24 protein-coding genes are annotated in these 26,594 nt (G+C 59.6%); 12 read left to right on the forward strand and 12 right to left on the reverse strand.

Annotated elements, in window-relative coordinates:
- Positions 1-135: 135 nt before the first annotated feature.
- Complete coding sequence (locus tag VUN82_13490) at positions 136-915, reverse strand: aldolase/citrate lyase family protein (protein ID XAS70135.1); 780 nt, start codon at positions 913-915, stop codon at positions 136-138.
- Between the two features lie 302 nt (positions 916-1,217).
- Between VUN82_13490 and VUN82_13495 the strand changes: the two genes are divergently transcribed.
- On the forward strand, positions 1,218-1,361 hold the full coding sequence (locus VUN82_13495; GenBank protein XAS70136.1) for a glycine betaine ABC transporter substrate-binding protein: 144 nt from the start codon (positions 1,218-1,220) through the stop codon (positions 1,359-1,361).
- Between the two features lie 170 nt (positions 1,362-1,531).
- Here VUN82_13495 and VUN82_13500 read toward each other — a convergent pair whose 3' ends face one another.
- Together VUN82_13500 and VUN82_13505 are read right to left on the reverse strand one after the other, a co-directional pair.
- Entirely contained in the window at positions 1,532-1,906 is a 375-nt protein-coding gene (locus VUN82_13500) for a DoxX family protein (protein XAS70137.1), read from the reverse strand.
- Positions 1,907-1,936: 30 nt separating this feature from the next.
- Positions 1,937-2,986, reverse strand: a complete 1,050-nt coding sequence (locus tag VUN82_13505) for an LLM class flavin-dependent oxidoreductase (GenBank protein ID XAS70138.1) — start codon at positions 2,984-2,986, stop codon at positions 1,937-1,939.
- Between the two features lie 91 nt (positions 2,987-3,077).
- Between VUN82_13505 and VUN82_13510 the strand changes: the two genes are divergently transcribed.
- Positions 3,078-3,584, forward strand: coding sequence for a MarR family winged helix-turn-helix transcriptional regulator (locus VUN82_13510; GenBank protein XAS70139.1), 507 nt, complete (start codon positions 3,078-3,080; stop codon positions 3,582-3,584).
- Positions 3,585-3,667: 83 nt separating this feature from the next.
- Here the strand turns inward: VUN82_13510 and VUN82_13515 are convergent, their stop codons facing one another.
- The 5 genes from VUN82_13515 to VUN82_13535 form a co-directional block, all read right to left on the reverse strand.
- Positions 3,668-4,582 carry an SDR family oxidoreductase gene (locus VUN82_13515; GenBank protein ID XAS70140.1) on the reverse strand — a complete coding sequence of 305 codons (915 nt, stop codon included), beginning with the start codon at positions 4,580-4,582 and terminating at the stop codon, positions 3,668-3,670.
- The gene (locus tag VUN82_13520) at positions 4,579-5,067 is read right to left on the reverse strand and encodes a MarR family winged helix-turn-helix transcriptional regulator (GenBank protein ID XAS70141.1); all 489 of its coding nucleotides are present in this window, start codon (positions 5,065-5,067) and stop codon (positions 4,579-4,581) included. Before VUN82_13520 ends, VUN82_13515 begins: the two co-directional genes overlap by 4 nt.
- A gap of 47 nt (positions 5,068-5,114) precedes the next feature.
- On the reverse strand, positions 5,115-6,020 hold the full coding sequence (locus VUN82_13525; GenBank protein ID XAS70142.1) for an NADP-dependent oxidoreductase: 906 nt from the start codon (positions 6,018-6,020) through the stop codon (positions 5,115-5,117).
- A gap of 171 nt (positions 6,021-6,191) precedes the next feature.
- Entirely contained in the window at positions 6,192-7,679 is a 1,488-nt protein-coding gene (locus tag VUN82_13530) for an NAD-dependent succinate-semialdehyde dehydrogenase (protein XAS70143.1), read from the reverse strand.
- Positions 7,680-7,776: 97 nt separating this feature from the next.
- Positions 7,777-8,670 (reverse strand): LysR family transcriptional regulator, encoded by an 894-nt coding sequence (locus tag VUN82_13535; GenBank protein ID XAS70144.1) that lies wholly within the window; start codon positions 8,668-8,670, stop codon positions 7,777-7,779.
- 205 nt (positions 8,671-8,875) lie between these two features.
- On the opposite strand from VUN82_13535, the gene VUN82_13540 reads away from it, so the two are divergent.
- Together VUN82_13540 and VUN82_13545 are read left to right on the forward strand one after the other, a co-directional pair.
- A complete protein-coding gene (locus VUN82_13540) occupies positions 8,876-9,640 on the forward strand; it encodes an amino acid racemase (protein ID XAS70145.1) in 765 nt (254 codons plus the stop codon).
- 59 nt (positions 9,641-9,699) lie between these two features.
- Positions 9,700-10,341 (forward strand): GntR family transcriptional regulator, encoded by a 642-nt coding sequence (locus VUN82_13545; GenBank protein ID XAS70146.1) that lies wholly within the window; start codon positions 9,700-9,702, stop codon positions 10,339-10,341.
- A 57-nt stretch (positions 10,342-10,398) separates the two neighbouring features.
- Here VUN82_13545 and VUN82_13550 read toward each other — a convergent pair whose 3' ends face one another.
- The gene (locus VUN82_13550) at positions 10,399-12,033 is read right to left on the reverse strand and encodes a DUF5597 domain-containing protein (protein ID XAS70147.1); all 1,635 of its coding nucleotides are present in this window, start codon (positions 12,031-12,033) and stop codon (positions 10,399-10,401) included.
- 149 nt (positions 12,034-12,182) lie between these two features.
- Between VUN82_13550 and VUN82_13555 the strand changes: the two genes are divergently transcribed.
- Both VUN82_13555 and VUN82_13560 read left to right on the forward strand, forming a co-directional pair.
- On the forward strand, positions 12,183-13,430 hold the full coding sequence (locus VUN82_13555) for an MFS transporter (GenBank protein XAS70148.1): 1,248 nt from the start codon (positions 12,183-12,185) through the stop codon (positions 13,428-13,430).
- Between the two features lie 56 nt (positions 13,431-13,486).
- On the forward strand, positions 13,487-14,104 hold the full coding sequence (locus tag VUN82_13560; protein XAS70149.1) for a TetR/AcrR family transcriptional regulator: 618 nt from the start codon (positions 13,487-13,489) through the stop codon (positions 14,102-14,104).
- A 28-nt stretch (positions 14,105-14,132) separates the two neighbouring features.
- Here VUN82_13560 and VUN82_13565 read toward each other — a convergent pair whose 3' ends face one another.
- The 3 genes from VUN82_13565 to VUN82_13575 all read right to left on the reverse strand — a co-directional run bounded on the left by VUN82_13565 (position 14,133) and on the right by VUN82_13575 (position 18,904).
- The gene (locus tag VUN82_13565; protein ID XAS70150.1) at positions 14,133-14,807 is read right to left on the reverse strand and encodes a DUF6766 family protein; all 675 of its coding nucleotides are present in this window, start codon (positions 14,805-14,807) and stop codon (positions 14,133-14,135) included.
- A 94-nt stretch (positions 14,808-14,901) separates the two neighbouring features.
- Entirely contained in the window at positions 14,902-15,297 is a 396-nt protein-coding gene (locus VUN82_13570; GenBank protein XAS70151.1) for a hypothetical protein, read from the reverse strand.
- Between the two features lie 130 nt (positions 15,298-15,427).
- Complete coding sequence (locus tag VUN82_13575; GenBank protein XAS70152.1) at positions 15,428-18,904, reverse strand: putative Ig domain-containing protein; 3,477 nt, start codon at positions 18,902-18,904, stop codon at positions 15,428-15,430.
- Positions 18,905-19,370: 466 nt separating this feature from the next.
- On the opposite strand from VUN82_13575, the gene VUN82_13580 reads away from it, so the two are divergent.
- From VUN82_13580 to VUN82_13605, 6 genes are all read left to right on the forward strand, one after another.
- Positions 19,371-20,366, forward strand: a complete 996-nt coding sequence (locus tag VUN82_13580; GenBank protein ID XAS70153.1) for an ABC transporter permease subunit — start codon at positions 19,371-19,373, stop codon at positions 20,364-20,366.
- On the forward strand, positions 20,363-21,349 hold the full coding sequence (locus VUN82_13585) for a carbohydrate ABC transporter permease (GenBank protein ID XAS70154.1): 987 nt from the start codon (positions 20,363-20,365) through the stop codon (positions 21,347-21,349). The genes VUN82_13580 and VUN82_13585 overlap by 4 nt, the downstream gene beginning before the upstream one ends.
- 105 nt (positions 21,350-21,454) lie before the next feature.
- Positions 21,455-23,011: a DUF3502 domain-containing protein gene (locus VUN82_13590; GenBank protein ID XAS70155.1), complete on the forward strand. Its 1,557-nt coding sequence runs from the start codon at positions 21,455-21,457 to the stop codon at positions 23,009-23,011.
- Positions 23,012-23,046: 35 nt separating this feature from the next.
- Positions 23,047-24,207, forward strand: a complete 1,161-nt coding sequence (locus VUN82_13595) for an alpha/beta fold hydrolase (protein XAS70156.1) — start codon at positions 23,047-23,049, stop codon at positions 24,205-24,207.
- A gap of 36 nt (positions 24,208-24,243) precedes the next feature.
- Positions 24,244-24,876 carry a hydroxyacid dehydrogenase gene (locus VUN82_13600; GenBank protein XAS70157.1) on the forward strand — a complete coding sequence of 211 codons (633 nt, stop codon included), beginning with the start codon at positions 24,244-24,246 and terminating at the stop codon, positions 24,874-24,876.
- A gap of 13 nt (positions 24,877-24,889) precedes the next feature.
- Positions 24,890-26,563 carry a family 43 glycosylhydrolase gene (locus VUN82_13605; GenBank protein ID XAS70158.1) on the forward strand — a complete coding sequence of 558 codons (1,674 nt, stop codon included), beginning with the start codon at positions 24,890-24,892 and terminating at the stop codon, positions 26,561-26,563.
- Positions 26,564-26,594 lie beyond the last annotated feature (31 nt).

Genomic DNA, 26,594 nt, shown 5'->3' on the forward strand with positions numbered 1-26,594 from the left:
CTAACTGCACAGTGCGTGCGTGTGGTTGGCGAGAGGGGATGACGAAAGCCCCGGAGGGAGCCTAACGCTAGCAGGTCCCTCCGAGGCTGGTTCGTGACGAAGTGCGCACACACTTCGCACCTGATCGTTGAGTCCTTAGAACCAGCGGTGGTCGACGGTCTTGCTGCCGACCAACTTGCCGATGTCCGAGACGTGGCGAACAATCATCCCTGCATCAGACCCAAGCGCAACCATCCCGAAGCCCTGGTCGCGCCGTGCTACGACGTCGTCAGCATTGCGTGCGACAACCGCGCTGGCGATGCCTTGGGCCTTCGCTCGCTGGACCAGGTCGAGTATTTCCTCGCCCACACCTGGTGCTTCCCACTGTCCGATGTGGCCGTAGCTGGACGAGAGGTCTCCCGGCCCGAAGACAACCGCCTCAACTTGATCAAGGGCGATGATGTCGTCGAACGCCGCAGTCGCCTCTTTGGACTCGATCATGGGGAAGATCATGATCTCGTCGTTTGCCCTCTTGATGTAATCTTCCAGCCCAAGGCCCCAGCGTACGTTGCGCTCACCTCCGAGGCCCCGTTCACCCCGGGGTGGGTAGTAAGCGTACTGCTGGATCCGCTCGACTTCCGCTGCATTGCGGACGAGCGGGATGACGATGCCATGTGCTCCCAGATCGAGCACTCGCTTTGTCGGTTCAAGGTCATGCGATGGCACGCGGACGATGACGCTAAGATCGGTGCCCTTCGCCGCGCGCAGGTGGTTGGCGACATGCTCGTAGCTCAGATATCCGTGTTCGAGGTCTATCACAACCCAGTCGAGCCCTAGCTCGGCGGCGATCTCGATGACTGCTGGGCTTTCCATCGTCACCCATAGCCCGTATGCGGTTTCGCTGGCGCCGATCTTGGCGCGGAGCTTCTCATTCATAGCCATTCCTTTCTCGGGCGCGGGTAATCGTCCCGTTCCACACTGGACAACGATCGCAGCAGCGACGGCGGTCGTGCCACCGCATCCCGTAGCAAGTTTTCTCAGCGTTCTTCGTCATTTTGTCGCAACGGCAACACAAGGACTTGACCGAATGGCGAAGAGGAATCCGGGGGTCTGTCCGGTTCCCAATGGCAAGCCGCTGTTGAGCGGTCACTCTCAATGGAAGGGTTGGCCGAGGGGCCTAGCCGGTAGTGAATGAATGCAAAGGAAATCGCCATGAGCGGTACGAACCTGGCCTTGACGTGACCCGTGCATACGAACAGGGCAAGCCATGGCTCGGTCTGATGTGGCGGCCGAGCTACATGACGCAGAAGTACGACCTCACCCGCGTTGAATTCCCCGAACACTCCAAAGAATGCTGGGGCAACACCTACGCCTGCCAGTGACCGGAAACTGTCGTCCATCAGTGGGCTTCCTCCGTGGTCGAGAAGGACTACCCGGCGCTCTGGAGAATCCTGAAAAACTACAACCTGAACAACGATCAGCTCCATGCTCCCTGTAGTCGAAGGGGTGGTTCTCAGACCATTGATGTCTGAGAACCACCCCCCCCCTTCGTTTAAAGGCTGAAAGGTCCGAAGCGGGCGATTGCTACGCCAGCCGCAAGAATGACGATGGCGACGTTGAAGATGACGTTGGGCTTTTCGCCGCGTCGACCATGGGTGATGGCAGCGCCGAGCATAAGGACCGCCAGCCCGATTGCAGCCGTTGGCACGAGGACCGTGGCTACGCCAGCGAGCGCGGGGAGGATCAATCCAAGCGCGGCGAGGACCTCGAGGCTACCGATTCCCTTGACGGTCCCGTCGGAGAAGTCCTCCACCCAGCCTTGACCTGAGGCAGCCAGTTTCGCCTTGGGTTGCACGATTTTCATCGTCCCGGCTGCAAGGAAGAGAAGTGCAAGGATTGCGGTGATGATCCAGAGGGTGATGTTCATGATGATTGTTCTTTCTTGAGGAAGGTGTGACTACGAACCGGCCGTGTGGGCACTATCCGCAAGGATTTCGCGGACCATGGGAACCACCCTGCTGCCGTAGAGTTCGACTGCTTTGAGCCGGTGGCTGATCGGCTGGGCTCCGGAGGTGAAGATGAGGTCGAACCGGCCAATCTCCATTGCGCCGACTGCCCGGGCGATCTTCTTGGCCACCGTCTCGGGGGACCCGATGTACATGGAGCCATGCTCGATTTCCGATTCAAAATCTGAGCGGCGAACGGGTGGCCAGCCGCGGAGTGCTCCGATCCGATCACGGACTATTTTGTAGTGGGGCCAGAAGATCTCTTTGGCTTCGTTGTCCGTGTCGGCTATGAACCCGGGGGAGTGCATTCCTACAGGCCATGCTGTGGTGCCGAATTCTGCGGAAGCCCGCTTGTACAGATCAATGAATGGCGTGAACCGCTCAGGCTGACCTCCAATGATGGCGAGCATCAAAGGGAAGCCATACTTTGCTGTCCGGACCACGGACGCGGGTGTGCCTCCGACGCCGACCCAGGTCTTGAGCCCGTGTTCGGTCTTCGGATAGACATCCGCGTCAACCAGCGGCGTGCGCGTGGAGCCGTTCCACGTGACGGGTTTCTCTTTCAGGAGTTGTGCGAAGAGCTCAATCTTTTCCTCAAAGAGTTTGTCGTAGTCCTTCAGGTCATAGCCGAAAAGCGGGAACGACTCCGTAAAGGAGCCTCTGCCCAGGATGACATCGGCCCGTCCGTTGGAAAGTGCATCAACTGTGGCAAACCGCTGGAAGACCCTTACCGGATCGTCCGAGCTGAGCACCGTAACGCCGGATCCAAGCCGGATACGGGAGGTAACAGTCGCCATCCCGGCCAGCACAGTTTCCGGGGACGACACCGAATATTCCGGGCGGTGGTGCTCGCCAACGGTGAAGACATCCACGCCGAGCTGATCAGCGATCACGGCCTCATCCACCAATTGCCGGATGGCTCGGGCGTGGCTTGCTGGTATGCCGGCATCGTCCAGCGGGATATCGCCAAAAGTATCCAAACCAAAGATCAACGTGCTCACGGCCCTTCACTAGTTGATACGTCAATTACTTAATTGACGCGTCAATCATGACCCGGTATTGTTGACCTGTCAAGCGAGGGGAAATGTTCTTATGAAGCAAAGCACCAACGGCGCCAGGCGGAGCCCAACCGCCGATGAGCTGGCTATTTGGCGTGAGTACGTAGAAACAAGCGAGGAAATCCGGCAGGCGATGGCAGCGGGCCTGCAGGCCACCTCCGGCGTATCACCGGGGGATTACTCGGTGCTCCTTGCGTTGAGCGAAGCAGACGGGCATCGTCTCAGGTCCTCCACCTTGGCCGAAGGAATTGGGTGGGAGCGGAGCAGGCTGTCCCATCATTTGGCGCGGATGGAGAGTCGAGGGCTCATCTGCAGAAAGAAGTCGGGTCAGGACAGTCGCGGCGCAGTGGTGGAACTGACCGACGACGGCGCACGCACTTTCCGCGCGTCCTCTGCGCCCCATCTTCGACTCGTACGCGAGCTGTTCATTGACGCGCTCAGCACCGAAGAGTTGGACGCCCTTGCCAAGATCATCAAGCTTCTGCGCCAACATTTGGGAGAAGTCCTACCAAGATCCGGCTCCACGAACACCATGATTTGAGGAGGCGCATTCTGGAAGGGCGTCCTCTGACGCTCAGCCATTCCCGGTAGAGCTGCCGGCATCACCCACTGGATTGCCCGGCTTCAATGGTCGGATTTCACCAATTCGTGGGCCAGACGTGCGGTAACATCTTCCGCCGTAGGAGGTGGCCCGAAAAGCTGCATCTGTCGCCGGGTGTTGGCTACATATCTTCCGGTATCGAACCAGACAAACATTGCCGTCATGTCCTGAATAATAGGCTTGATTCGGCCCGCCATCGCGCCTATGAAACGGACGACGCCGGAAGGAACTGCGCGTACCCGGATCGGCTTCCCAGCACTGACTTCTATCAGCTCTGCCAACTCAAGTACACTAACCGGCCGGTCCCAACCGATATCGATGCGCTCAGCGTCTCCTGCATCGGCGTCGACGGCGGCTGCCAGATATCCAGCAAGATCTGACGTGTGGACGAACGTCAGAGGGACGGATGGCTTACCCAGCCACAACATTCGGCCTTTTTGGATCGGATTGCCGCCCATGCTCGCTACCTGGTCGATGAATGCCCCTGGCCGCAGGGCGATGAACGGAACGCCGAGCTGTTCCAGCCTGTCCTCGGCGACTTTTTTGTGCCAGAAGTGCGGAACGTTGGGTGTCTGGTCGCTGGTCAGGATGCTGGTCAGTACGAATCGCCGGATATTGGTCCGGCGCGCCGCTTCGGCAAGGTTGGAGTTGCCGACAATATCTATGTCCTGCGCGTTTTTGCCACCGCGTGTGTATCCGGCTGCCGTGGTGATGACGGCATCTGTGCCATGCATGGCGGCGACCAGAGAGTCGACGTCGAGCATGTCACCACGAGCGATTTCGACCCCTTTGTTCTCAAGCCGGCTGGCGTCCGTAGTTGAGCGAACCAACGCGCGAACGCTTCTGCCGCGTTGGAGCAATTCATCCACAACTTTGCCACCGAGGGAGCCGGTGGCGCCAACGACGAGGACTGGGAGGTTTGAGGGAGAGGCGGTCATAAAGTTTCACTTTCCGTCCCGTGCATTGCGGCACGGGCGTTAATTGCGCCAACGATGGCGTTGGCTGCGTTCAATATGGATTCCGCCTGCGCTGGTGACAGGTTTCGTGTAGTGGTCTCCTCCAGCGTTTTCCACATGGTCGCGATGGGTTCTCGCATGGCCTGGCCCTTGTCGGTGAGGTAGACCACCATCACACGACGGTCATGATCGGCCGGTTGACGGATGAGAAGACCGGCGTCCTGCATTCGACGCAGGGTCTTGGAAACCGTGGAATGGTCGAGCCCGACGCTGGCGAGGAGCTCGGACTGGGTCTGGCCGTCCCGGTCGAAGAGGTGCATGAGCACCAATTCCTGCCCGGGATGCAGATCGAGTTGGCGGAGGAGCCCTGCAGCGTATCCCCGGTGGGCTCGGGCAAGCTCGAAGACTGCGTAACTCACAGGTCCTTCGTTAGCTGTAGTGGGGATGTGTGGTGTGGGAGATGCCATGTAGTTCCTCAGTGGGATGAAGCGGGAGAGATTTCGGATTGGCGTGGTCAGTTCATGGTGAGCACAAGCTTGCCGCGGATGTGTCCGTTATCGCTGATTTCCTGCGCCGTTGCCGCGTGACTAAGAGGGTATCGATTGACGGTGGTGACGATCTTTCCGGCCGCAACGTCCCGTGCCAGTGCCTCCAGGTGCTCGACCGAATGATCGCGTTGGCCCGTAGCGAAAGTGATCCCGAGCTGATGGGCCCTGAAATCGGCGAGAGTGACGATCCGTTCAGTGCCGCCGCGGAGGGTAATGGAGTCCTCCAGCGCTCCCTTTCCCGCGACATCGAACACAGCGTCGACGCCATCGGGAGCAAGACGTTTCACCCGATCCACCAGCCCGTCACCGTACAGGGTCGAGGTTGCTCCGAGCGAGGTCACATAGTCTTGGTTGCCCGGACCAGCGGTTCCGATAACGCGCGCACCGCGGGCTATTGCGAGCTGGACCACGATGGTTCCGACCGCCCCTGCGGCTCCATGGACGAGCAAAGTTTCTCCGCGTGCGACGCCGAGTAATGTCAAGACCCGCTCGGCTGCCTCGCCAGCTACGGGAAGCGCGACGGCGGCGTCCCAGCCAAGTCCGACTGGCTTGCGAGCGACGGTGGTAGCCAGAGCGTACTGCGCGTAGGCGCCTGTGTCTGACCATCCCACGACGTCGTCTCCCACGTTCACATCCTTCACGCCGACGCCGACTGCGTCCACCGTGCCGGCGACTTCAAACCCTGGAATGACGGGCAGTGGTGTCGGGAACGCAGCCTGCATCGAACCTGAGCGGATCTTCCCGTCCAGCGCATTAACTCCGGCGGCCCTGACGTGCACGCGTACTTGCCCGGGACCGGGCTGGGGGACCTCGACGTCCACCTCGCGGAGGACATCGCTTCCGCCGAACTCTTCAAACTGAATAGCCTTCATGGTCTCTTCTCCAGATCCATCGGTAGATTATGTGGTTAGCCACATACTTTACATCAAACTATGTGGCTAGCCAAGTATTCGAGAGACCAGGCTGACTATTTCTTAAAAGATTGAGACCGGCGCCAATAGGCGCCGGTCTCAACGGGGTATATAGACAGGAGCGGGCTCGCGCTAAGCGGTGGCGCGTCGCGCCACGTTGTAGAAGCGGATGTTCTCGTACTCTTCGAGGCCCTCGGCGCTTCCTTCGCGTCCGAGACCTGATTGCTTGACGCCTCCGAAGGGGGCGCCTGCGTTGGATGGGACGCCTTGGTTGATGCCGACGATCCCTGTCTGGAGACTGTCGGCGACATTAAGGGCGCGGTCCAGGTTCTCGGTGAAGACGTAGCCGGCGAGTCCGAATTCTGTGGCGTTGGCGCGGTCGATTACTTCGGCCTCGGAGCTGAAGCGCTGTATCGCTGCGATGGGTCCGAAAATCTCGGACTGGGCGACGTCGGAATCTTCCGTAACGCCGTCCAGGACGGTCGGGGCGAAGAAGTTGCCTACGGAATCGTATCCGTGGCCGCCGGTGAGCAGTGTGGCGCCCAGGGCAACGGCGTTCTCGGTGTAGGCCTGCATTTGAGCGACTGCACGGTCATCGATGAGTGCGCCGAGTCCCGTCTGCTGTCCGAGACCGCTTCCCACACTGACCTGGCCGAAGCGTTCGGTGAGCGCTGCTACAAAGTCATCCGCTATTCCGTCCTGCACGTAGATTCGGTTGGCTCCAATGCAGGACTGGCCGCCGTTGCGGAGTTTTGCGGCAAACGTTCCATCCACTGCCCGCTGCAGATCGGCGTCGCTGAAGACGATGAGCGGAGCGTTGCCGCCAAGCTCCATTGAGCTTCGGAGAACATTCTGGGAGGCGAGCTTCAGGAGCTGACGGCCCACCGGCGTCGATCCCGTGAAGGATACCTTCCTGACTCTGGGATCGAGCAGGACGGCTTCGCTGAACGCGCCTGATTTTGAGGTCGTGATGACCTGGATCAGTTCTTCAGGAACCCCCGCTTCGATGGCGAGTTGAACAGCAAAGTACGTCGTGAGTGGAGTGAGGGTCGCAGGCTTGATGACTACGGGGCATCCTGCAGCCAGGGCGGGTGCCATTTTTCGGGTTGCCATCGCTAACGGGAAATTCCACGGCGTGATCAGTACCGCCAGGCCGACGGGGGATCGGCGTGTCAGGAGGCTCGCACCACCATCCGGCGTTTCGCGGAAGTTTCCTGCGGGACGCACAGCTTCCTCGGCGTACCAGCGAACGAAGTCGGTGCCGTATTTGACCTCGCCGCGTGCCTCTGCCAGCGGCTTGCCCATTTCGCGCGAAATCAGGTGAGCGAGATCCTCAGTGTGGGCCACGAGCTTGTCGTACCAGGCGTGCAGGACGTTGGCGCGCTGGCGCAGGGTGCTCTTGGACCACACCGCTCCAGCGTTGTCGGCCTTCGCAACAGCTTCCAGGGCGGCCTCGACATCGGCGTCGGGGACATGAGCTATGGTCTCACCTGTCGCAGGATCGTGGACTGCGATGCCCGAGCTGGGAAGGCTGATGGATTGAATGACGGCATGCGCGTGTTGGAGGCTTACGGGGTCTGCCGCGATCAGGGGAGTAGTGACGTCGGATATGAGGCTCATCGGTTCTCTCTTTAGTAGTGGCCTGCCTGAAGCCAATGTATCTACGACGAAAAGTAAATAAAAGCGAACCTTTTTGACGCGTATATGTAAGCGCTCCTTACATGTCGGTGGCGTGCAGCACTTGGGTTATCGCTTCCCTGACGGCGACAAGGGAAGCGCCGCGCTCCGAGCCTGACCGAACGAGGAACTGGATGCTGCGCTGTTGGTCGGCCGGCAACCAGGAACTAGGTGAAATGAGACTGCCTGCTTCGCGCACCACCATGTCAGGCAGGAAGGCCGCGGCGAGGCCTTGTTCAACCATGCGGAGGTGGAAAAGGAGATCCGAAGACACGTAGGCAATCGCGGGTTCAATGCCTAGTTCACGGCAGACACGCATTGCCCATTGTGACGAGGCCGTATGCGGCGGCTCTGCTGCCCAACGTAGCTCCTTTAGATCGTCAAAGTCGGCGAACTCCAGGCCATGGGGGAGGTAGCCGCGGATTGGGTCCTGACCGATCACGGTGGTGTGCACTCCTCCGGGTGGCGCCGCTGCGGTTCCAGGAAACGCATCGCTGACCACGGCATCGACCTGCCGCGAGATCAACTGGACGACTGCCTGCTCGGGATCCTCGCGTCGCAACCTGACGTCGAGTCCGGGATAATTTCGGGCCAGCTCGGCCAGCGCAAAAGGCATCACGCTTCGGCTGATGGTGCTGAATGCCGCTATGGTCACAATCCCCTGGGGCCGTTCATGGGAGGTCGCAAGATCAGCCTCAGCGCGCTCCATCGCGGCCAGTATTGCCTCCGTATTTCGCACGAGTTCCTCGCCTGCTGGAGTGAGCCGGACATTGCGCCCCACCCGCTCAAGAAGGACGACACCTGTTTCCTTCTCCAACAAGCTGAGCTGCTGCGAGATGGCGGAGTGGCTGTAGGAAAGTTCGCGGGCGGCGGCACTCATGCTGCCGTGCAGCTTGACTTCCCTGAGAAGGGTGAGGCGATGGAGGTCGAGCATGCTGGCACCTGTCTGATTGCTGTCGGTTGAGTTCAACGGCGCGCGATCCAGCGGTGTGACTGGGTGTGCTCCCCTCCAATCAAACCAGCTGGGGACTCCCATGGATTCTATCCAGAACCATTACTTACTAGCCCACTCTTTACGCAATACGCAGTGTGCAATATATTGGAGCTATGCAGCCCTTTCTATCCGGGACAAGGTTCCAATGAATCCGCGTTTGACAGTTGTTGATAAGCCCTTGCCGGCAACGATGAGGCCAGCGGGCTCCGCCCGCCTCGTTGTTGGGATTCTGGGTGGGATGGGGCCAGCGGCTACGGCGGACTTTTATCTGAAGCTGGTCAGAGCAACCCCGGCCACCAGGGATCAGGAACACCTCCGGGTGCTGATCTGGTCCGATCCCACCATCCCGGATCGTACAGCCGCCCTTCTGACAAATGGTCTCGATCCGACTCCTGCGCTTATCGCCGGGGCGAGGCTCCTACAGGACTCAGGTGCATCCATGTTGGCGGTGCCCTGCAATACTGCCCACGCCTTTTTGTCCGAGGTTCAGCGCGCCGTCGACATTCCGATCGTCCACATGATCGGTGAGACGGCCCTCCGGGTCCAGGGCCTGAGACCTCGCATTGAAAAGGTGGGACTGCTTTCTACCAGCGGAACGCAAAAGGCAGGGCTCTACCAGTCGTGGCTCGAACGGCGGGGGATTGCTGTCATATCCCCCACGGACGACGCCCAGGAGGAGTTGGTGATGAACCCCATTCTGGCCATCAAAGCGGGCAAGGCCGGAAACGATGTCCGGCCACAGTTAATCCGTGCCGCGCAGGGGCTCATCAAGGCCGGGGCGCAAGCCATCATTGGTGGTTGCACTGAAGTTCCAGTGGGACTTTCGGCCGAGGACATCCCCGTTCCCTTCATAGATCCGGCAGAAATTCTTGCCGTCGCAGTGGTGAAGCGCATGCTCGTCAAGAGATGACGCGGAGTACAGTATGCAATATGCCACTAGTTCGCGTGACAACTGTTGAACGACCAAAAATGAGCGACGCCGCCTACGACCGCCTGCGCGACGCGATCGTCAGAGGCGAACTCGCTCCCGGTGAAAAAATCAAGGATGCGGACCTCGCCGAGATGCTCGGTCTGAGCAGGACACCTGTACGGGAAGCCATTACCCGCCTCGTGGACAGTGGACTCGTGGAATCGAAGCCCGGCGTTTACACGCGCATCTCAACTCTCAACCATGACGACGTTGCTGCGAATCTGGCAGTATTGAAGGCCCTGGACTCGCTGGCCATGGCTTCAGCAGTCCCGCACCTCACCGAGCGGGACCTGCAAAACATGCGTCAGGCCAACAAGACCTTCGCCAGTGCAGTAAAAAAGCAGGACGTCTCCAAGGCGTTGGCCGCAGATGACTCTTTCCACGGCGTCGTAATCCAGGCAGCCGGCAATCCCGTCATTGAACGGATCATCGACCAACTCCACCCTCAACTCCACCGCATCCTCTACAGGAAGTTTTCGGGCCTGCTCGGGGGAGAGGACACCGTCAAGCACCACGACGAGCTGATCAGGGCCTGCGAATTTGGCGACGCCCAGGCCGCGGCTGCCATGTCCGGTGAACATTGGTCGCGGCTCGGCGACCTGATCAGCGGACTATTCGACTCCAAAGAGCTTTCCGAATAGTCAGATAAGCGTCCCCTGCCCCGCGGAACCGGCCGCATCCGGTTCCGCGCCTGGGAACTACTGAGACATCCGAGGATACGGGTAGATGCGGCAGATCGAGATGCCGGAGTGCGCGTGGCCCATCGGAATCGGGAAGACCGCAGTGGACATTGGTTCGTTGTGTGGATGGATCCACGTAGTGCCGCCTGCTGTCTCATCCCCGTTGAGTAAACGTCCGGATCGGGCATCAGCCACCCCGGATATTTCCTGCACGGATTCCATGCCGATGTTCGATTCTCCGTCGATCGCGGTGAAAGCTATTTTGAATCCGCGGCCGATCGCCGCGAACTCATTGGATCCCAGCTGGCGGATGATCCCGTAAGCGCATGTGCCGATAGGGTCGGTTCCGATGGCAGTCATCCGCGTTACAGTCATTCGAACAGTCGAAAAGACGAGGTCGATCTGCGGCTGCTGATCAGTGAGGAAGAACCCGCGCTGTTGGCCAGCGGAGAACGCGGTGTCGCTAAGTAGATGATCGGCGCGGGCGAGGAGATCGTAGGCGTCAGCAAGTGCTTGGAGATCCTCGGCGCTGCCGGAATCAACGCCGAATGGTGATACGCCGAGGGCGCCGAATTCTCCGATGGCTTCAAAGATATGCCCGACTCCAGTAATGTCGCGCCGCATTTCCGGGATGAACAGTCCCTTGGATGCGGCAACGTAGTTGCCGAAGATTGTCCTGCTGTCTCCGAAATAGAAATCGGGCGCCAGCAGATCGATGGAGGGCGCGCACGCCTGCCAGATATCGGCGACGTGGGGGAGCGGCCCACCACTTGGATAGATGCCTGGCCGCTGGCCTCCAGCAACAGCGAAACCCGGAAGGTCGACGTCGATATCGCTGTCCAGCCACGTGTTCACAAATAGGGGAAGTGCCGAGTGCTGCCGGCCGGCATGTGCGACACGTTCGATGTGGGTTGCGATCCCGTACGCCATGAAGGCCTCGTCAGAGCGGTCGGGAGAGGGAAGTACTTCCGGCCACACGGTGATATTGGCGCCCAGTGCTTCTCGTGGCCGGTTTGCCAGGGCATCAACCACAGGCTGCGGCACTGGTTTGGTGAATGCAGCATTGGCTGGATGGGAATGATCCCGCGGAGCTCCAAGAAGGCCGACCTCGTTCTCCACCTGCACCATGAGGACGGTTCTCTGCTCGCCGTCGATCATCTCGACGTGCCGCATCAGAGCGGCAAACGCCGTGGCATCCAATGGCTCCTCTGTGAAGGGAGAAAGGGTGTCAGTGAGACGCCCATCCTCCAGAACGCATCGCGTAAAGCGCGTCCAGTCCCTCTTTACCCAGGCAGGAGCATAGGTGGAGGCCCCATTCTTCCAAGCCCCGAACCAGAGGATGATCAAACGCAATCCAACACCGCGGGCCGACTCAATCAAGTGTGTAACGTGGGCCAGTTCAAAGGTGCCTTCAGTGGGCTCGACGGTCTCCCACGACACCGGTGCCAGGACTGTATTCGCGCCAACCGTGAGGGCTGACTCCAGTCCATTCCGGAACGCTTCAGGGGACGAACTGGACGAGTTATGCAGTTCGACGCCTCGGACCAGAAAGGGCGAGCCATCGACGATGAGTCGTGCCCGTCCAGTTGATCTTTCGAGCGTGGGAACATGCGTCGAATTCAACTTCATTTCGAGAAGTACTTCGGTTGACACGATTTGGACCTCCATTGGTTAAAATGTGGCAAGTGCACGGTTTTAGAGTAGCAGGACATAGGAACTTTTCTAAAAATGTAGCGCATGCACTGTTTTTGAGCTAACGTCTTCCTTGTCGGACCTTCGTCCCATGCAAAGGAGCATCCCCAATGGCAATAACTTCCTCAGCCCCAGGCCAGTCTCAGGACGCCGTGCCGGCCCCACGACTAGGGCGCCTCGGGCCACTTCTCTTCCTGGCGCATGCTGGCTGGATGCTACCGTTCAGTGCTGCTGGCGCCCTTATCCCCGCCCTGATGGCCCAGATTGATCCCGATCAAAAGGTCGCACTCTATGCCACGCTGGCAGCGGCCGGATCGATCGCCAGCATGATAGCGACCATCGTTTTCGGTGCCTTGTCAGATCGGACACGTAGCCGTTTCGGACGGCGAAATCCTTGGATTGCAAGCGGTGGAATCGTGCTCGGCCTTGCCGCCACGATGATGTCGTTCACGAGCGAGTTTGCCATCCTGGTTGTTCTCTGGGTTGTGCTTCAGATCGGGCTTGCTGTCGTCCTCGCTCCGCTGTTCGCCGTGCTGCCCGAACGAGTGAGCGCCAAGAACCTCGGGAAGGCCTCCACCCTCATCGGACTCGGTCAGCTGCTGGCGCAGAGTCTGGGCGCGATCGTTGGTGGCGCTTACATCATGATGCCGAGGGAGGGACTCCGTTGGCTGCCGTGGCTCATAGCCGTGGCAATGATCATCTTTGTCCTCCTCTCGCGTGAGAAGGACAACCGCGACGTCGCACGCGAACCCCTGTCTATTGGCGCACTGTTGCGCGGCTTCGTTCCGCCAAAGGACAGAGATTTCCTTCTCGCCCTCATCGGCCGTTTCCTTCTTCTCCTGTCGTTCATGATGGTCTTGCTGTACCAACTCTTCGTCCTCACTGACTACATCGGACTCGATATTTCCGAGGCGGGCGGTGTTATCGGGACGGGCGGCGTGATCATGGCCGTCTCCTCTGGAATCGCCACGCTGATCTCGGGACCACTCTCGGACAAGATCAGGCGGCGCAAACCAGTCGTCATCGTCGCTTCGTTGGTTTTCGCCGCAGCCGAACTTCCGCTCGTCTTTGCCGCCGACCTTAGTGCCTTCTACCTGTTCCTGGCCGTCGGGGGTTTCGCCTACGGAATGTATATCGCCGTCGACCAAGCGCTACTCGCTGAAGTTCTCCCGGACGCCGAGAACCAAGGCAAGGACATGGGCATCCTGAACATTGCCAATACTGGACCCCAGATCATTGCCCCGATCGTCGCCGGGATAGTCGTATCGATCGCAGGATTCCAACTGGTGTTCGGGATGGCGGTTGCGCTAGCGGTTCTGGCAGCGGTGGTACTGGTTCCGATTCGCCGCGTCCGATGACAGTAGACGGGGGGTCTGCCACCTGGTTGACCCCCCGGTCCGCGTAGCATTGCCACGTGACTACATCCGCTACGCCGACCCCCAAAAGAGCTACCCGCGGCAGCTACGCGAAAACGGAAGCCCGCCGGCGGCAAATCATCGAAGCCGCCACCGTCGAGTTCGCCACCCGCGGTTACACAGGTGGCTCTCTCCGGGAAATCGCAAAGGCCCTTTCGTTAAGCTTCACAGGCTTGATGCACCATTTTCCGAGCAAGGAACTGCTCCTCGAAGCCGTGCTTGAGCACGCGGACCAGTTAGCTGCCAGCGAGTTCGAACGCCGTCGACTTGCCGACGGTCTCCTCGAGGCGATCCTTTGGCTGGCGGAATATAACCTCGGGCATCCCCAGCTGCTCCGCCTCCTGGCCGTCCTCAGTGCGGAAGCATCGTCGCCGGGGCACCCTGCGCACGGATGGTTCACAACCCGATATGCGAACCTCCGGCAGGCCTTCACGGCGCATATTCGCGAGGATCAGGCTAAAGGACTCATCGATACAAGCTGTAATGCTGAGCTCGCCGCTGCCTCCATCGTGGCCAGCTGGGACGGGACCCAGCTTCAGTGGCTCATCGATCCAGACTTTGACATGATGCCCGCCTTTAGCCACTCAATCCGGACCGCGCTGCGCGGCATGGCGTAAAGCCCATCACAAGGTATTCCCGGATTGGTCAGCCCGTGGTTCCGGTGTCATCATGCGCCGAGCCGACGGGCTTGGACTCCGGGGATCCGCGTTGGCGAAGGTAAATCGACAGGACCACCATGGATCCGACCGCAAGGAACTCCGACTGCCAGTTCTGCAGGGTACGGTTCCAAAAGTCAGGGGACACCAGGTATTCGGCCCATGAAAGGGGCTCTTGGAAGTTGCGCAGTTGCTCTTCATTGAGGGCGATGTGACCTGCGATGGACTGGACCAGCCACGACAGGATAAAAATCAATCCCATGGTTCCAGCAAGTGAGTTTGAGAAAGCGGTGAGGCGCCAACCTTTGGCCTTGGCCCATGCGGGGGACTTGGCATTGGCATGCTCGCCAACGAGTTGTTCTTCGTCGGATTCCAGGCCGGGTTTGTCCAGCTCTTTTGATTCCGGCGAGCCCTTCTGAAGCAGCCAGATGGTGGCTGTGATGTAAAGGAGAAACTGCAGGTACTCCGACTGCCAGTTTTCTGACACGTCAACGGCGAAGCTGGAAGAAGTGATGTATTGGGTGAAACTGATTTCATCAAGGCCGGCGGTGAGTTGACCTTCGTTGAAGACGGCCTGTCCAGTAATGGCTTGACCCGCCAAGGCCAGAATGAAGATCAGACCGAAAAATAGACTCAGTCCGTTGTTCCTCAAAGCTGTTTTCACGTCGCCCCCTATCCGTGAACCAGTCCAACGGCGGCCATATAGGCAAGCCCGCCGAAGATGAGAATGAGATAGAGAGTAAAGACCACACGCATTGCTATCTGCCTCCTACTTCACAGGAATAGGGGGTTTCCTCCCTCGGCGTGCATCCGGCAGCAGTCACACGCCAAGTTGAGCCGGAAACAGCCACGAAAACCGCATCCCCCTCGAACTCCACCAACGCTTCCCGGCCATAGGCTTCGGTTTTGACCACTTGGCCGGGGACTCGAAGATGTACGGACGCCAAGTGGGACTGGCAGTCATCGCCATTCTGCTCTTCCGACTTTTCCCGGATCGTGGGCTGGAGCAAATCGCATGCAGCGGCCCAGTTCGAGGCATCCACGGCACGATGGAAATCCTCCGCGACCTTGGTTGCGCCTGCAGTGTCTACGGCGCAGCCTGTTGCAGTCAGAAGGAGAAGGGTGGCGGCAGTGGCGGGGAATATTCTGCGCATGGGGCCCAGCTTAAGAGACTGGGCCAGCCAACCGTAGCTTCGACATCCGCCCATGCGTTCCTCCCCGCCACCGACACTAAGCAACCTGATGATCTGGTATGGCTTCAGTGTAAACCAAGGGACTGCTTAGCTACTCGTGGTGAAGGAACTCCACTTCTGCCAGGTTGGTGTTGCCGCCGTGTTCGTCGAGCACCCTGACCTGGGCGTAGTCAACCCGTTGGGGAAGGCTGAAGGCGTACCAGTCGGCCGCAGACATGCCAGTGATCGTCAGGAATGTCTGCCACGTGGCGCCGCCATCGTTGGATCCCTGGACAACAGTTCCATTTCCGCGGGTCACAAAGCCGGCTCGCGGGTACACGCGGACGATGTCGGCGGTAATGCGCGTCGCATCGGTCGGCTTTACCGTCACCCAGCCATTCGCCGTCGTGGTGTCCGTGTACGTGGTGGTGTTGTGGTCGAACATCTTCCAGGCGTTCTCTTGCGTGGTGCCTGTTCCGGGCCATGCCCGGGTGGAGGCGTTCACCCAGCCTTGAACCACCGGTACCCGTTGTATCGCGGTGTTCCACAGGGCAAGCCGGCTGTTATCGGTGGTGGCGGTGATTGTCGTCCCGGTCTTACCGGAGGCAGTCTGATAGTCCACGGTGAACTGTACGTCACGGCCGTATCCGACGTCGTTGGGCAGTTGCGCGGTGGCCTTCCAGTTGATCCCGTCGGCAGATGTGGCGATCGCAGCTTGTCCCTCGACGACGACCTTCAGTTCGGACAGCGGCTCATTTGCGACGGCGTTGAACGTCACCGTGTCACCGTTGGTCGCCAGACTCTTGTCCGGGTTGGAGGTGGAGATGGACAGGGAGGAAACAGCCATTGCCATCTCGTGCCGTTCCCCTTGGATATGGAACTCGCTGAAGGAAGAGATGCCGGGGTATGCGGGATCAGTAGCCACGCCGGGGTGATCCACCTGGACTTTGAAATAGCGGAACGTCTGCCCCGCGACATCTGCCCGCACGGGGATGGTCTCCATCGCGAAGCCACTGGCCGTTGTGTCGGTGGTTTCACGTTCGGTCAACAGAGTCCAAGTTCGTCCGTCGCGGGAACCGTAGACATTTGCCCCTTGGGAACGATTGGCGAAGTTGTACCGGGCTTGAATGCCGAACGATTTCGCTGAAACCTGGAAGCCTTGTCCGAAGTCGACGGTGAACGGCGCGCGCAGGTCTCCAGTGGTGGTGTCGAAGCTTCCGTCCAGGAGATTCCTGGGCTGAACGGTTGCCGGGTCGGTGGTGACGAGTCCGCGGTAGTCGATGGACCCGTCGCTCGCCAGACGGGGTGTCAAGAGTTTGAGCGCCTTGACAGCATCCTGGAGACGAACGAGCTGATCGAGGAAGCCTCCGTCGTCGGCCGTATCAATGGCTGAACGGACCTCGGCCCGAACCTTTTCAAAGGCTGCAAACGACGGCGTTTCATAAACGGCAGTGGGATCGAAACCCGTCAATGCGGTGTCGACGGCGGCCTGCCGGTTCGCTGCAATGATCACTTTTGCCGGACGCGTCGCCACGGAGATACCGTCATCTGCAGTGACCTGGAACGTGTGTTCGCCAACTGCTGTGGTTGGTGCGGCCCATGTGAGTTGGCCTGTGGCGGGATCCAGCCCGGCACCGGCCGGCAGACCGACAGCGGAGTATTGGAGCGCCTCCCCGCCGGCATCGGTTGCAGCGAGCGAGCGTGAGAGTTCTGCTCCTGCCAACCCGATGAGGGGAGTGGTGGTGTCCTTGGGGAACTGCGGAATGGTCAGTTGCGTCTTGGCTTCGAGGTTCACGTAGTCAAAGTCGACTTGTGTATCCTCAGCTCCGCTCATGACGGTGAAGTACGCCAGGTTCTCGCCACCAAGGCTCATGCCGGTCAGTTTCTCAGCGTCAACGTCATAGGTAACGTAGCGCCACTGACCGCGGGTATCGGGAAGGGGGACGGAGAGCCGGTTTGCCTGGTCCTTACCGATGGCCAGGGTTGCGGGGCCGTTGGTGCGGAACTGGACGCCAACGGGGCTATATCCGCTTTGGCTCACATACATGAGGGTTCGCACTGCGATCGTGCGGCCCTTGCCGGTCGCATTGACCTGAACATACGTTCGTCCGTCTTCGTTCAGGACCTTGAGCTTCTTACCATCCGTTGCCGAGCTTCGCGTCTCCATCTGTACTTTGGCATCTGTGGCGACGGGCCGGGCCTGGCCGGCAACTGAGGGCGGCAGGGACAGCCAGAACTCCGGGCTGTAATCGGGGTTACTTTCCCAGGAGTTGTAGGCGCCGACGCCCCAGAAGAACTTTGGCCCGTCCGCCTTGGCGTGCAGCTCGGCGACATAGGGCGCCTCACGTTCAACATCCACGCCAAGCTGGTACTTGTAGACGTTGTAGAGCTCATCAATGGGGTTATAGATGCGGCCGCGATATGCCTCAGAGATTCGGCCCGGTCCGCCGGTGGTATCGATCCATGGAGTGTCGTAGCCGAGCATATAACCAGTGAAAGCGTTCGCGGCCATGAGCAGACGGTTACCAAGGAATTTGTAGGGCGAGACTGCGTTCGGAGCCGTGGACACTGTGCCGGCAGTCGGATCCACTTTGGTCCCCTGGATTGTCAGGAACCGCGCGATTGCCCCCGTGGCGTTGATGCCGTCTCCGGCGTGGGCCTGGTCCCGGCCCATCTCCTGGTGCTGGACGAAGGAATAGCCATAGGGATTCAGGGGATCATTGGCTGATATGAGGGGGAACTGGGCTGCGATGGAGCCGTTCTGCTCCGGACGGGACGTGGAAGCGTTGACCGTGTACCACTCGACAGCCTCGGAATAGCGGTCACGGTTCCCAGTGAAGATGTATCCAGCGATGGAACCGACCAAGGGATAGGTGTGTTGATTCAGGTAGCGCCAGTTCGTGTGCAGGAAAGTTTCCGTCATCGGCACGATGAGATTGGTGCTGAGCCTGCTCGTGTCCTGGTCATGCCAGCCCAGGTCGTAGGCCGTGTAGCCGTCCGGAACACTGGTGGATCGGAAAATTTCGGCTGCCGCGACAAGCCTGTACAGCGGAACGCCGGAGTGGATGTGCGCATCCGGATAGTAGGCGTACTTGGCGGGGTCCATATTGGTCCACGTGCGGATAATCCGCATGCCGTTCTCCCTGTACACGGGATCACCTGTGATGACGTAGAGGGTGGCCTGTGTGTAGGCGCCGAACGCGTCCCGGATGAGTTTGCTCTGTACCCCTTGGGAGTTGAAGGCCGTGGTGCCCGGCTGGTCAATGATGCTGCTGGAATTTGAGGAGCGGAAGTCCCGCGCTGCAAATGACGTCTCTGCCATCGCAGCGTAGTAGCTCTTCCACGGTTCCGTGCCCGCCTTAACCATGGAGCGGGCGTTGCGCAGGCTATCGGCGCTCACGCCAATTCCAGGGTGGACGAAGCCACTCGCGTCCACGCTTTCGGTAATGGTCACCTCCTGCCCGGAATCCGCAACGGCCGGGGCCACGCCACCAAAGACGGGGATGCCTCCGGCCGGTGCAATGAGGGCGACGGCGGCGCCAAGCGCAAGCACGCGGGCCCACCGCCTTACAGTTTGAGGATGCTTCATCGTCCTCCTGGATCGATAAGTAATGAGAGTGATGTGGTGCAGTTCTGGCGTGGACATTTCGCCTGCCGCTTGGGGTAGGCCCAGGACACGAAAGGGCCAGGCGGGGTATTCGCAGACGAGCCGAATTGCGTGTGGCTCGGGACATCGGGCGGATCGGAAAGGTCTTCACCACCGTTCCGGCGGCAGTCAGCCTGCCGCAACGGGTCGAATGTCGGCAAGCTTAGCTGGGGAGAGTCATTCAGGCAATCGTTTTCCTGAAGCTGCACTGGTGGCATCGCGGAGATCCCCGAGTCGCCTTTACGCCGACTTCGGGCAGCCTCTTGACAGCCCGTGATTCACGCCGCAGGATAGGGGATAACGTTTTCCTCGCTATCCCTTCCAGCCCTTCGCCAGTACGGAAACATGCCACGGTGGCATCGTCTCCCATCACTGTGAGTCCCACCTTCTAGAGTCAAGGGAGTGTGCCATGCAACAGCGCATGACCGCCCACAACGAGAACACCGCGGATTATGCGGTCTCTGTTCCTAAAGCACGCGCCAAGCTTTCACGAAAACACCGCAGCCGCGGTTCCGGCGTCCTGCTGCTTCTGGCAGCGCCGGGAATCGCCTGGTTCCTGATTTTTGCCTATGCTCCCATGGCTGGACTGATCGTTGCCTTCAAGAATTTCGATGTCAGCAAAGGGATTTTCAACAGTCCGTGGAGCGGACTGGATAATTTCAAGTACTTCATCGAAAGCGGTGATGCTCCCGCCATTGTGCTGAACACTCTTGTCCTCAATGTTCTCTTCCTCGCGGCAACCTTGGGAGCTGGCCTCGCCCTGGCCATCATGCTCAATGAACTGCGCGCCCGGTTGTTCAAGAAGTTCATGCAGTCCGCGATCTTTTTTCCTTACTTCGTGTCCCCGATAGTGATCAGCATCATCCTTCAGGTCATACTTGCCGGCGCAGGCGGCCACGGGGGAGCAGTCAATGACGCGCTGGGATTGTTCAACCTTCCTCAGATCAGTTGGTACACAGAACCAGGTCCCTGGCCTTGGATCCTTACCATCGTGAAAGTCTGGCAGCTGGGTGGCTACATGTCGGTCATTTTCCTGGCAGCGATTACCTCTATCCCCGAGGATGTCTACGAAGCAGCAATGCTCGACGGCGCAACCCGGGCACGGATGGCATTGTCCATCACCCTGCCCCTCTTGAAACCGACGGCCGCCATCCTGATCGTGCTTGGCGTGGGAAGGATCTTCTACGGAGACTTCGGCACCATCTTTGCCATCATCGGCGACAACGGCACACTGTTCTCCACCACTGACGTGATCGACACCTACGTTTTCCGTTCCCTCAGGACCATCGGTGACTTCGGTACCACAGCCGCGATTGGCCTCTTCCAGTCCGTGGTCGGATTCATCCTCGTTACAGCGGCAGTGCTCATCCAACGCCGCTACTCGAAAGAAAGCAGCATCCTGTGAGCACCTCCACATCACCGGCCGTGACAGCAGATGACAATCCTTCAGAGGCCAGCGTAAGCGCACCCAAAGGGTCGTTCTCCCGGGCAGCAAAACTGACCAAGGTTTCGCATGGCAAAGGACCCAAAAAGACCAGGCTTGAGCCCTTCACGGCAATCAGTTATGTGGGTGTTACAGTCTTTGGCCTCTTTGCCCTGATTCCGTTGTGGATGATCGTGGCAGGCTCTTTGACGGAAGAGTCCGCTCTTGCCCGCAGCGGCTACAGCTTCTTTCCCGAACCATTCTCGTTGGATGCGTACGTTGCCATTTTCAGCGGTACGGCCCTCTTCCAAGGCTATGCGGCCACGTTGTTCATCACTGTGGTTGGCACCGCGCTGTCGCTGTGCGCCACGGCGTCGTTGTCCTGGGTCATTGCGCGCCGGATGCCCCGGATCAGCAGGCCGCTGACTGTCTTCGCCTACCTTCCCATGCTCTTCTCGGGTGGTCTGGTGCCCCTGTATCTGCTGGTAACGCAGGTGCTGCAGCTCCAGAACAGCTGGTTCGCCGTCATTCTCCCGCACATGATGGCCCCCTTCCTTGTCTTCGTAGCCGTCAGCTTCTTTCGCCAGCTCCCCGAAGAAATCCTTGATTCCGCAAAGGTAGATGGCGCGGGCGAACTGAGGGTCTTTTTTGAGATCGTACTTCCGCTGTCCAAACCCATCCTGGCCGTCATTGGCCTGTTCTATGCCGTGTCCTACTGGAATGAATGGTTCACAGCCATGCTCTTCATCTCCGATCCCGAGAAGTACCCCTTGCAGCTGATGCTGCAGAACCTCATCGCCAACGTCACCAACGCCGCGATGCTGCCCGGATCCGGCTCAGTGGCCCCTATCTACCAGCTCCGCCTGGCCCTGACCGTCGTAACCATCGGCCCCATCCTCCTGGCGTATCCGTTCGCGCAGCGTTACTTCGTCAAAGGCCTCACGCTTGGCGCCACCAAAGGCTAGCCGCTCCGTAAACACCAGATCTTCGTTCCAGTCTCCAGCCCCAAAAACTCTTTAGCCCCACAAAGTGTCTGGCCCACGATGCCAGCGTACAAAGGAGTGCAGCACATGATCCCCAACTCATCAGTTTCCCGGCGCGGTTTCCTTGGTCTGGCCGGTGGACTTGGAGCAGCGGCAGCGCTTGCCGGCTGCGGTACATCAGGATCGTCCTCCACGGGCGGCGCCGTCACGGGCACGTCGGTGGCAGTCCTGCCCAGCACTGCTCCAGCCACCTGGAATGCTGTTCTGGCCAAGGTAAACAGCAAGCTCAAAAGTGATCTCGGCTTCGATTTGGACGCGCAGTTCATTAACTGGTCCAACTACCAGCAGCAGTCCCTGCTCAAGTTCACGGCCGGAGAGAAATTCGATTCAGCCCTGCAGGCGCTTTGGCTGAACATGGCGCAACTACAGCAGAGCGGGTCCCTGGCAGATCTCACCAATGAGGTGGCCAAATACAAGAACCTCAGTGCAACACTGCCCAAGAAACTGTTGGAGTCCAACAGCTGGGACGGGAAGCTCTGGGGGATCCCGCAGGTCAACAGTGCGGCACGCGTCCAGCACTTCGTCATTCGCCAGGACATTGCCGACTCCGTTGGCTTCTCCACGATTGCAGACTTTGACCAGCTCGAGCAGTTCTTCTACGCCGTGAAGCAGAAAAACGATGGCACCGTTGCTTATGGAGCGGCTTCCAACAGTGGTTACCTTCACGCGCTCCCCGTTCCCACGGGAATGTTCAATGCCTCCTCATGGGAGACCCCGGACACGATTGCCCGCGCCTTCAGCGGAAAGGGTATGTTCTTCCTGCTCGCCAAGGATGCCGCCAAAACGGGGTCCTCAACGCCCAAGGCCTTTTGGGACGACGAAGGCATCGTGGATACCCTTCACCGGATCCGCAAGTATTACAACGACGGAATCATCAACGCCGATGCGCTGAACACCGATGCAGCAACCCTGAAGAGCCAATGGATCGCCGGTAAGTACGCAGCTGGATGGGCCATGACCGATGGCACCGCGAGCAACTCACTCAGCACCCTGCAAAAGGCCGTCCCCAAGGCAGCGTTGGCCAATATCATGCCCCTCACAGGTGGCTTGTCTGCAAAACCGAACCAAACATTCCAGGCCGACAATCTCGTTGTGGTCAATTCCAAGGGCGGCAATCTGGACCGGACCATGCAGCTTCAGGACTGGCTCTCCATCAAGGAAAACCACGACCTCATCACGTATGGGATTGAAGGCACTGACTGGGAACCTGCAGACGGGAACAAATTCAAGCCCCTGAACGACTACGCGTTTCCGGGTTACGCGCTGTCCTGGCGGTCAAGCCTGGAGCGGAAATCTATGTCCATCAGTCCCACGGAAGAGAAGATCTTCGACTGGGCACAGAACTTCGACAACTTCACTCTTGACCCCTTTGCTTCCTTCATCCCGGACACCACACCCGTGAAACAGCAGGTGGCGGCGATGTCCAACGTCATCACGCAGTTCGCCAACCCGCTCTTCTACGGTGTGGTGGATGTAGAGGATCAATTGGACAAGCTGAAAAAAGCCGCCGACGGTGCCGGGGTCGCGAAATTGCAGGAAGAGATGGAAAAGCAAGCCAACGCCCATCTCAAAAAGCAAGCCTGACCCTGCCTGAACACTGATCAAGAGAAAGGTTCCTGATGCTGTCATACCGGTTGGCACTGCCCGAGTCACCGGCCACCGCCGTCGTCATCGCCATCCACGGCCTGATGGAATCTGCAGAGTGCCTCGAAGCTGCCCGTCCGCACTGGATTTCCCAGCAATGGGCAGCCCTGACAATGGATCTTCGCGGGCACGGCAGTTCGCCCCGCTGGTCAGAACAGGAGCTTCGGGAACACCCAGGGGATGTCATGGTCAGGGATGTCCTGGACCTCCTTGAGTTGGAGGAACTGCAGGACGTGGCACAGCTCCCGGCTCTTTATTATGGGCACTCAGCCGGCGGTGGCGTTGCAGCCGCGGTTGCCGCCAGCGCGTTGAAAAGGACACCTGCCGGATTTCGCCCGGCGGGTGTCCTCCTCGAGGATCCATTCTGGCGGCTACCAGTGACGAGGCTGCAGGACCGTGATGTTGCAGAAGCCGCCTACGCTCACCTCGTTGACGTTCAATCCCGCACGCCGGAAGAACGTGTGCAGATGAGGAGACGCGAGTGGCCCAACTGGAGCGAGGCCGAGATTCAGCGCAGTTGCAAGGCGCAGGAGGATTGCGACACAAACCTGTTGCGCAACGGCAACGTCATTCCGAGCACGCCGTGGCCGGAGTTGCTCGCATCATTCACGGCATCCGGCGTCCCTACGCTGATTATCACTGGCACCGTCAGAACCGGGATCACGCCGCGGCACCAGCAGATCGCCCGAACCGCAGGCGCCGCGATTGAGGTATTCGACGGCGCGTCCCACTTCATCCGGCGCGATATGGAAGACAGATTCATGGACACCGCAACCAGCTTTTTCACGAAATCCCTGGAGGGGAAGGGCAAGCAACGGGCAAAGCCCGTCGCCATGGCAGTCATGGCACCGCCTGAACTCTTCTCCAAGCTCTTCTCGAATGCCGCGATGAGCACGTTGGACCGGTTGGTGGACCTTCGTGGACCGGTCTTCAAAGACTTCTCGACGCCGGGCGCCCAGGCAGCACTTGCCGACGTCGAAGTCCTTATTACCGGCTGGGGATGCCCGAAAATCGATGGGGACGTCCTTTCCGCAGCCCCCAAGCTGCGTGCCATCATCCATGCCGGTGGGGTCATCGCGGGAAACATAGGGCCGATTCCCGCAGGCAGGAAAATTGTGGGTTCCAATGCTGGTTAGGCGAATGGACGTCCCGTCGCGGAGTACACGCTGGCCATGATCCTGCTCGCCAACAAACAAGCCTTCGAAAGCGCCCGCATGTACGCGGAGCGCCGTTCGCCGATAGACCGTGAACAGGAATTTCCCCGGGCGGGAAACTACCAGAAAACCGTGGGCCTGGTGGGAGCTTCCCGCATCGGCCGCCAGGTTGCCAAGCTGCTGTGGCCGTTCGATCTCGACGTAGTGATTCATGACCCCTATCTGGACGAGGCAGAAGCAGCCGCCCTGGGGGTGACGCTGCTTCCACTGCAGGAGCTGATGACCCGGAGCGACATTGTGTCCCTCCACGTCCCCGTCACGTCGGAAACCACAGCCATGATCGGGGCGTCCGAACTGGCGTCAATGAAGGATGGCGCCACGCTCATTAATACGGCGAGAGGCGAGGTCCTGGACCAGGCAGCCCTCGAAAAAGAGCTGGCCAGCGGACGGATCAACGCGATCCTCGATGTGGCAGTGCCGGACGTGCTGCCCCCGGACCATCCTTTTTACGAGCTGCCCAACGTCATGCTCACACCCCACATCGCTGGTTCCATGGGCACCGAACTGCTCCGCATGGGGGACCACGTGGTGGCCGAAATGGAACGGTACGTCAAGGGAGAGCCGTTCGCCTACCCGGAAGAGCTTTCCTAGCATGGAGAAATTAGTGACCGTCAACAGCAACCCTGTCCTGCCGGGGTTCTCGCCAGATCCGTCCCTTATCCGTGTGGGTGAGTGGTTCTACCTGGCCAACAGCTCCTTCGAGTGGTACCCAATTGTCCCGATCCACCGCTCCCGGGACCTGAAAACCTGGGAGTTTGCCGGCTCGTTCAGCGGCCCGGACGCGGTTCTGGAACTCAGGGGACTCGGGGACTCTGCAGGCGTCTGGGCACCGTCGTTGAGTTGGTCTGATGGCCTTTTTTGGCTGGTCTTTACCGTGGTCCGGAGTTTCGGCGGACCACACAAAGACATGGACACCTACGTTACGAGAGCGGTGGATGTGGCAGGGGAATGGTCAAAACCAACCCGTGTGACCACCACGGGTTTTGATCCATCCATCTTTCATCACGAGGGCCGCCACTGGCTATTGAACATGGAATGGGACCACAGGCCAACCGGGCGCGGAGGATTTGCCGGCATCAACCTCCAGGAGCTGAACGCAACCGGGACAGCGACCATTGGCGAACCCCGCATCATTCATCGTCGTGCCGAACTCATCGAAGGTCCCAATCTCTACTTCTTCAAGGACCGCTTCTACCTCATGCTCGCCGAGGGCGGAACGGGTCAGAACCATGGCATCGCCATGATGCGTTCCGGTTCTCTTTTCGGCCCTTATGAACCGGATCCGCACGGTCCGGTGCTGACCTCCCGCGACCATCCCACCCACATGCTGCAAAAGGCCGGGCACGGTGAAATCGCCGTCGCTGAGGATGGGACCCTTTTCCTGGCACATTTGGCTAGCCGGTGGGCTGAAAAGGACGGCAAGCAATATTCCATCCTTGGACGCGAGACGTGCATTCAGCGAATGCGGTTTACTGACGACGGCTGGTTGCGCCTGGAGCAGGATGGCTGGCATCCGTCCCTGACGGCTGAAGGTCCAAAACCAACGCTCGACGGCGCCGCTCCGGTTTCGACGTCGGTGCCGGCCGCTCGGGCTGCTGATACCAGCACCGTTGGCGGGTTCGCCACAGAAGCGGTGACCAATGATGGCCACCTGACTCTGGGTTGGCCCTGGAGTTCCCTGAGGCATCCCGTCTCATCACAGTGGGCCAGCCTTTCGGAACGGCCTGGATGGCTTCGCCTCACGGGACGATACAGCACGGACTCGGTCCTGGAGCAGTCACTGGTGGCGCGCCGCTTGACCAGCGGCAGCGTGAGGGCGGGGGTGACAGTTGAAGCGCAACCAACCAATTTCACTCAAAGCGCCGGACTCATTTTCTACTACAACACCTCAAGTTACTTCTACCTCAGGACCACCGTAAGGGAAGCCGGCGGAGAACTGCTTGATGGCGACGCACCAACTGAGCAGATTCTCGAAGTGTTCGAGAAAGACCCCCATAAGGGCCTGCATTCCTTCGGGTCCGTTGTGGTGGAATCAAGCTTCCCCCTCCGTTTGGAAGCGACTCTTGACGGCGGACGCCTGCAATTCTTCTGGTCCCAGGTGGGGAAACCGCTGCAACCAATTGGGCCCGAACTCAATGCCCTTCAATTGTCCGATGATCATGGGGACACATTGCGGTTCACTGGGGCCCTCGTCGGCGTGGCCGCACAGGACCTGCGCGACCAGCGCTTTACTGCCGACTTCACGGACTTTCAGTTCCAGCCACTGGCAGGGCAGTGAGGCCCATGAGCGAGAGCCCTAATAAGCAGAC

Source organism: Micrococcaceae bacterium Sec5.1, from assembly GCA_039636795.1.
Classification (GTDB): Bacteria; Actinomycetota; Actinomycetes; order Actinomycetales; family Micrococcaceae; genus Arthrobacter.

Bases quoted from the DNA above. Each gene is read 5' to 3' on its own strand.
- VUN82_13490 (XAS70135.1), bottom strand. From the start codon at position 915: ATGAATGAGAAGCTCCGCGCCAAGATCGGCGCCAGCGAAACCGCATAC.
- VUN82_13500 (XAS70137.1), bottom strand. From the start codon at position 1,906: ATGAACATCACCCTCTGGATCATCACCGCAATCCTTGCACTTCTCTTC.
- VUN82_13510 (XAS70139.1), top strand. From the start codon at position 3,078: ATGAAGCAAAGCACCAACGGCGCCAGGCGGAGCCCAACCGCCGATGAG.
- VUN82_13515 (XAS70140.1), bottom strand. From the start codon at position 4,582: ATGACCGCCTCTCCCTCAAACCTCCCAGTCCTCGTCGTTGGCGCCACC.
- VUN82_13520 (XAS70141.1), bottom strand. From the start codon at position 5,067: ATGGCATCTCCCACACCACACATCCCCACTACAGCTAACGAAGGACCT.
- VUN82_13525 (XAS70142.1), bottom strand. From the start codon at position 6,020: ATGAAGGCTATTCAGTTTGAAGAGTTCGGCGGAAGCGATGTCCTCCGC.
- VUN82_13530 (XAS70143.1), bottom strand. From the start codon at position 7,679: ATGAGCCTCATATCCGACGTCACTACTCCCCTGATCGCGGCAGACCCC.
- VUN82_13535 (XAS70144.1), bottom strand. From the start codon at position 8,670: ATGCTCGACCTCCATCGCCTCACCCTTCTCAGGGAAGTCAAGCTGCAC.
- VUN82_13540 (XAS70145.1), top strand. From the start codon at position 8,876: ATGAATCCGCGTTTGACAGTTGTTGATAAGCCCTTGCCGGCAACGATG.
- VUN82_13545 (XAS70146.1), top strand. From the start codon at position 9,700: ATGAGCGACGCCGCCTACGACCGCCTGCGCGACGCGATCGTCAGAGGC.
- VUN82_13555 (XAS70148.1), top strand. From the start codon at position 12,183: ATGGCAATAACTTCCTCAGCCCCAGGCCAGTCTCAGGACGCCGTGCCG.
- VUN82_13570 (XAS70151.1), bottom strand. From the start codon at position 15,297: ATGCGCAGAATATTCCCCGCCACTGCCGCCACCCTTCTCCTTCTGACT.
- VUN82_13575 (XAS70152.1), bottom strand. From the start codon at position 18,904: ATGAAGCATCCTCAAACTGTAAGGCGGTGGGCCCGCGTGCTTGCGCTT.
- VUN82_13580 (XAS70153.1), top strand. From the start codon at position 19,371: ATGCAACAGCGCATGACCGCCCACAACGAGAACACCGCGGATTATGCG.
- VUN82_13590 (XAS70155.1), top strand. From the start codon at position 21,455: ATGATCCCCAACTCATCAGTTTCCCGGCGCGGTTTCCTTGGTCTGGCC.
- VUN82_13595 (XAS70156.1), top strand. From the start codon at position 23,047: ATGCTGTCATACCGGTTGGCACTGCCCGAGTCACCGGCCACCGCCGTC.
- VUN82_13600 (XAS70157.1), top strand. From the start codon at position 24,244: ATGATCCTGCTCGCCAACAAACAAGCCTTCGAAAGCGCCCGCATGTAC.